Origin of the sequence: uncultured Mailhella sp. (genome assembly GCF_947631555.1) — a bacterium.
Classification (GTDB): domain Bacteria; phylum Desulfobacterota; class Desulfovibrionia; order Desulfovibrionales; family Desulfovibrionaceae; genus Mailhella.
Map to the genome: position 1 here is coordinate 1 of NZ_CANRLT010000109.1, position 5,690 is coordinate 5,690.

Consider the following 5,690-nt stretch of genomic DNA (forward strand, 5'->3'; position numbering starts at 1 on the left):
CTCGCCATTCTTGAGTCGCAGACAAAGGAGTCGTTCCTTGATGCTGACGCTTCCTGGACCGCTCAGGATATTATTGCAAGAAGGCTTTCCATCATCGGGGAGGCCGCGGCTTCCTTGTCCAGAAAATACCCTGATTTTTGCGAAAAACACCCGGAAATACCATTTCGCGTGATTATAGGGATGCGCAATATTCTTGTTCATGATTATGGCGCGATAGACTGGATGCTTGTCTGGAATACGATACAGCAGGATATTCCGCCACTTTTTGCGCATGTTTGCAGCCTGATGCAATTGCTGGATGCGGACTGAACATTATTCCTCAACGTTTTGGCCTCGCCTGGCAAAAAACTTGTGCTTGTGCCAAGCCAGAGATGACCGTGTGGCCTGCGCAAGGCTTCGGAGCAGAGTATGAGCATATTGAGTCTGTCCAATGTTCGCAGCGAAGGCGGACTGCTGCCGGTTGACGTTTTGCAGCGTATTGTGTCCCGCGACAGGGAACTTCCCGGCATGTACCCGAAATTGACGCAGGGCGATCCGGCGGAATCCGTGGAACGGGAAAGGAATCCGTGGAATCTTTCCGGCGGCGAACGCCTGACAGACGCCATCAACCGTTCATGGCAAAAAATGCTGGCCGTATGGCGGCGTTTTGCCGAACTGCGTGACCATCTGCCCGAAGGAGACCCCGGAACACGGCTGACAAGGGAAGAACTGCTGCTTCCGCTTTTTGCCGAGCTTGGCTACGGGCGGCTTGTCGCGGCCCGTCCTGAAGATCGCCTTGTGCGCCATGCAGGCACGACACCTGACAGTCAGGAAAAATCCTGGCCCATTTCCCATTTCTGGCTGCACTCCCCCATCCACCTTGTTGGTTGTGGCGTGGATATGGACAGGAGGACACGGGGCATTGCCGGAGCTGCCCAAAGCAGCCCGCATTCGCTGGTGCAGGAGTTTCTGAACCGCTCCGATGCGCACCTCTGGGGCTTTGTTTCCAACGGACTTATCCTGCGTATTCTGCGGGATAACGCCAGCCTGAGCAGGCAGGCATTTGTGGAATTTGACCTGCAAGGCTTGTTCAACGGAGAATCCTTTGCCGATTTTGCCCTGCTCTGGATGCTCTGTCACGAATCGCGGGTGGAAGCGGAAAAGCCGGAAAACTGCTGGCTGGAACAGTGGATGCAGGAAGGCAGGAACGCGGCGGTTCTTGCGCTTGATTCCCTGCGCAATGCCGTCCAGCAGGCCATAGTCGCTCTGGGGCAGGGCTTTATGGACAGCCGCAATCCGGCATTGAGAGAGAGCCTGAGCAGCGGAGACTTGAACCGGCAGGAGTATTTTCGTCAGCTCCTGCGCCTTGTCTACCGTATCATTTTTCTGTTTGTGCTGGAAGATCGGCGGATGCTGCATGGCCCGGAAGCCACGCCGGCCAGCCGGGAGCACTACCTTCATTCCTATTCCCTGTCCCGCCTGCGCAAACTTGCCGCAAGCATACCTGGCGGCACGCATGGCGATCTGTATGAGGGCCTCAAGCTGGTCATGGACAGGCTCGAGAGCAGGGGCTGCCCTGAACTGGGCCTTGCCCCTCTGGGCGGTTTCTTGTGGTCGGACAAGGCCCTGCCGGACATTGCCGCGTGCAGTCTGCGTAATACCGACCTGCTCAAGGCCATACGGGAACTGGCCTTTACGGTCAGGGACTGGCGAAGACGCCCCGTGGATTTCCGCCATCTGGGAGCAAGGGAACTGGGTTCCGTGTATGAATCCCTGCTGGAGCTGCATCCTGTGGTGGAAAATGGCGAATTTCGTCTGGACGTTGCCGCCGGAAACGAGCGAAAGACCACCGGCTCCTACTACACACCCACCCGGCTTATTGACAGTCTGCTGGATTCCGCCCTTGAGCCGGTCATCAACCAGACCATCAGCCGAACCATGAGGGACGCGGGCAGCGTGGAAGCCGCCGAAACCGCCCTGCTCAACCTGAAAATCTGCGATCCGGCCTGCGGCAGCGGGCATTTTTTGCTGGCAGCCGCCCAGCGTCTGGCCAAACGCCTGGCCGCGCTGCGTTCGGGCGATGAAGAACCCGCCCCGGCAGTCCTCCGCCATGCCCTGCGTGATGTCATAGGACGCTGCGTGTACGGCGTGGACCTCAATCCCATGTCGGTGGAGCTGTGCAAGGTGAGCCTGTGGCTGGAGGCGGTGGAGCCGGGCAAGCCGCTCTCGTTTCTGGATCATCACATCCAGTGCGGCAACAGCCTGCTGGGAACCACGCGGCAGTGCATCCTGAACGGATTGCCGGAAGAAGCCTTCGAAGCGCTTGCCGGAGATGACAAAAAGGCGTGTACCGCCCTGCGCAAAAAGAACAGGAACTATCTTGAGGGCGTTTTTGGCGCACTGGGCAGGCGCAAACCCGAAGCCTGGCAGAATCTTCTTGCCGAACAATGGCGGAAAGATTTTGAGTCCCTGATGAATCTGGCCGCCCCGCCGGATCTGGACGCCATGCCAGCAAACACCATTGCCGAACTGGAAGCGCAGGAAAAGGCATATCATGACTGGATGGGTTCAGGGGACTGGAAGCGGAAAAAGCTGCTCTTTGATATGTGGTGCGCGGCCTTTGTTGCGCCCAGATATTTCCCCGAACTGGAAAAGTACCCCGGCGTTTTTGATGACACGCCCATTGGCATTAGCTCCGGCACGATACAGGATTTCGCTTCCGGCAGGCAGGAGAGCCGGTCGGCACAGTCTCTCGCCCGACAGATGGCCGGGCAGTATCAGTTTTTCCATCTCGCCGTGTCTTTCCCCGAAGTGGAAGCCAGGGGCGGATTTGACGTGGTGCTGGGTAATCCGCCGTGGGAACGCATCAAGTTGCAGGAAAAGGAATGGTTTGCCGCAATCCGTCCGGATATTGCCGAGGCCCGGAACGCGGCCGCTCGCAAAAAGATGATAGCAGCGCTGAAAAAGGATAATCCGGCCCTTTATGCCGCCTACACGCAGGCTCTGCGCGATGTGGACGGGCAAAGCCATTTTCTGCGCAATAGCGGGCGCTTTCCGTTCTGCGGACGCGGTGACATCAACCTCTACACCGTCTTTGCCGAGAACATGCGCAACATGCTCAACGACGGCGGCCGCCTGGGCTGCATTGTGCCCTCCGGCATCGCCACGGACGACACCACCAAATTCTTCTTCCAGAATCTGGTGGAGACACAGAGCCTTGTCAGCCTGTACGACTTCGAGAATAAGGGAATTTTTCCCGGCGTTCATGCCAGCTACAAATTCAGTCTGCTCACCGCCGGTTCCGGGGCAAAGCCTCTGGCCAGGCAGGCGCAGTTTGTCTTCTTCGCCCACAGCACGGACGAGCTGCGCGACCCGCAGAAGCGCTTCACCCTCTCCCCGGCGGACATCGCGCTCCTGAACCCCAACACCCGCACCTGCCCCATCTTCCGCAGCAGCAGGGACGCGGAACTGACCAAAGCCGTCTACCGCCGCGTGCCCGTGCTCATCCGGGAGGCGCGGGATGGCCGGCCCGAGGAAAATCCCTGGGGTGTAAAATTTAACAGAATGTTCGACATGTCCAACGACTCCCGCCTCTTCCGCACGCGGGAAGAGCTGGAAGACGACGGCTGGCTGCTCGCGGGGAACGTGTTTGAAAAGGCAGGGAAGAACTGCCTGCCGCTCTACGAAGCCAAGATGATCCACCACTTCACCCACCGCTGGGCGACGTACCGGCCAGGCCGAGACGCCGCGCCGGAAACACGGGACGTCACGCTGGAGGAGCTGCAGAACCCGCACTTTTGCGTCCAGCCGCGCTACTGGGTGGCGGAAGAAGAAGTGCGCCGCTATCTCGCCGCCATGGGCTGGAAGCACGGCTGGCTCATGGGCTGGAGGGATATTACAAACGCAACGAATGAACGGACGGTGGTCAGTGGTTTTATACAAAAGAGTGCAGTAGCGGATACCTATCTATTACTGTTTGGCAATCATACATTGAAATATTTAATCCCGTGCTGTTTAAATTCTTATGTATGCGACTATATCACTCGCCAAAAAATTGGCGGTGTCCATTTAAAATTTCATTATTTTCGTCAATTGCCGGTATTGCCTCCTGCGGCTTTTTATTCCCCCGCCCCATGGCAGCCCTCTCTCAGTCTCGCCGAGTGGCTGCGCCCGCGTATTCTGGAGCTGAGCTACACGGCGGAAGATATGCGCCCCTTTGCCGAAGACCTGGGCTTTCACGGTGACCCCTTTGCCTGGGATGAAGCGCGCCGGGCAGAACTTCGCGCCGAACTGGACGCGGCCTTCTTCCACCTGTATTTGCCTGCCAACTCTGATGGCACATGGAAACAGGCAGAAAAAGAGACAGCCGCGGAATACAAAACCTTGTGCGCCGCGTTCCCCACCCCGCGCCATGCCGTGGATTATATCATGGAGACATTCCCCATTGTGAAGAAGAAGGATGAGAAGGCGTATGGCGGCTATCGCACAAAAGAGGCGATTTTGCGCGAGTATGATGGGATGATGAATCAAAACTGATGATAGGTAAAATTTCTTATTGCAGAGTGTATTATGGATGACCTTCAATTTTTGTTAAATTGGTTTTCAAGAAATGACAAATTAGTTCATGCACAATCTTTTACTCCATTACCTCCGCAACAGCTTGCAGATATATCTGCTCGTTTGGTAAATATATCAAATAACATAAATAATGAGTTTCCAGAATTGGCACAAAGGATTAGATTTTTAAATACTAAATTGGCATTAAATAATTATTGCATTAGTGTAAATATTTTTGACAGACTTGCAGAGCTTATTAATGCGATAAAAAATATATATGATAAAGATAAGAATAATTGGAAATATGTTCATAATAGTTTCTGTAGGGTAGTTAGAACAAAATTTTTACAAGGCCATTATCAGGATGCCGTAACAGAAGCTACAAACATATTGATGATGAGATTAAAGATAATAAATAAACATATTGATAATGACTGTGAGGATATTGACGGCTCAAATCTTGTTGGAAAATTATTTTCAGCATCCAATACAGAAATTACGCTTTTTGACCAGCAGACACGGACGAATAAAGATAAACAGGCAGGATATTCAGAATTTTTCCGTGGGTGGATTTCCGCCATACGGAATAGAAATGCCCATCCTTATGGAGAAAAAATGGATGAAATATCTGCGTTTCAGGAAATTGCATTTATGAGTATCCTTATGAAGGTTTTGGATAACAGAGTATCTCCTCCAATTTTTAAAGATGAGGAGAATCCTTGCTAACCATAAAGTAACTATATAAAATCATGAAAAAATCATTACAAATCTTCAGGAGTGCAGCATAGGGGGTTTCACATGATACTGTGGTTCTCTTCATTTCCTCATATGATTTATAAGATTATATGGTGCTAGTGCGAGCCACAGGACGAAGAACCCCGCTTGTGGCTTCATCGTCATGCTTGTCTGGCACTTCTTTAGACCGAAGCCAAAACCTCCACTATATCCGCCACAACGGCGCAGACATCGGCATTCACGAGGAACGTCGCATCTTCTTCCGCGCCTTTTTCCGCCTTAGGCAGCTTCAGGCCAGACACAGCCAGCCCGACATCCAGCGTGAACTTCACCTGTCGGTTTGGATCGGCGTCCGAGGTGGCCACCAGGTGCAGCTTCTGAATAACCATGCTATCCTTAAGTGCATGAGCCACGGCGTT

The 5,690-nt window shown here is 53.7% G+C and carries 4 protein-coding genes; 3 read left to right on the forward strand and 1 reads right to left on the reverse strand.

Annotated features, from left to right (window positions below; all coding sequences use genetic code 11):
- The 3 genes from Q0Z94_RS10835 to Q0Z94_RS10845 form a co-directional block, all read left to right on the forward strand.
- Positions 1-309 (forward strand): HepT-like ribonuclease domain-containing protein (locus tag Q0Z94_RS10835; protein ID WP_298069612.1); only part of this gene is annotated, 309 nt, incomplete at its 5' end.
- Between the two features lie 99 nt (positions 310-408).
- Positions 409-4,515 carry an N-6 DNA methylase gene (locus Q0Z94_RS10840; RefSeq protein WP_298069613.1) on the forward strand — a complete coding sequence of 1,369 codons (4,107 nt, stop codon included), beginning with the start codon at positions 409-411 and terminating at the stop codon, positions 4,513-4,515.
- 33 nt (positions 4,516-4,548) lie between these two features.
- Complete coding sequence (locus Q0Z94_RS10845) at positions 4,549-5,262, forward strand: TIGR02391 family protein (protein ID WP_298069614.1); 714 nt, start codon at positions 4,549-4,551, stop codon at positions 5,260-5,262.
- Between the two features lie 191 nt (positions 5,263-5,453).
- On the opposite strand, the gene Q0Z94_RS10850 is transcribed toward Q0Z94_RS10845, so the two are convergent.
- Positions 5,454-5,690 (reverse strand): hypothetical protein (locus Q0Z94_RS10850; RefSeq protein ID WP_298069616.1); only part of this gene is annotated, 237 nt, incomplete at its 5' end.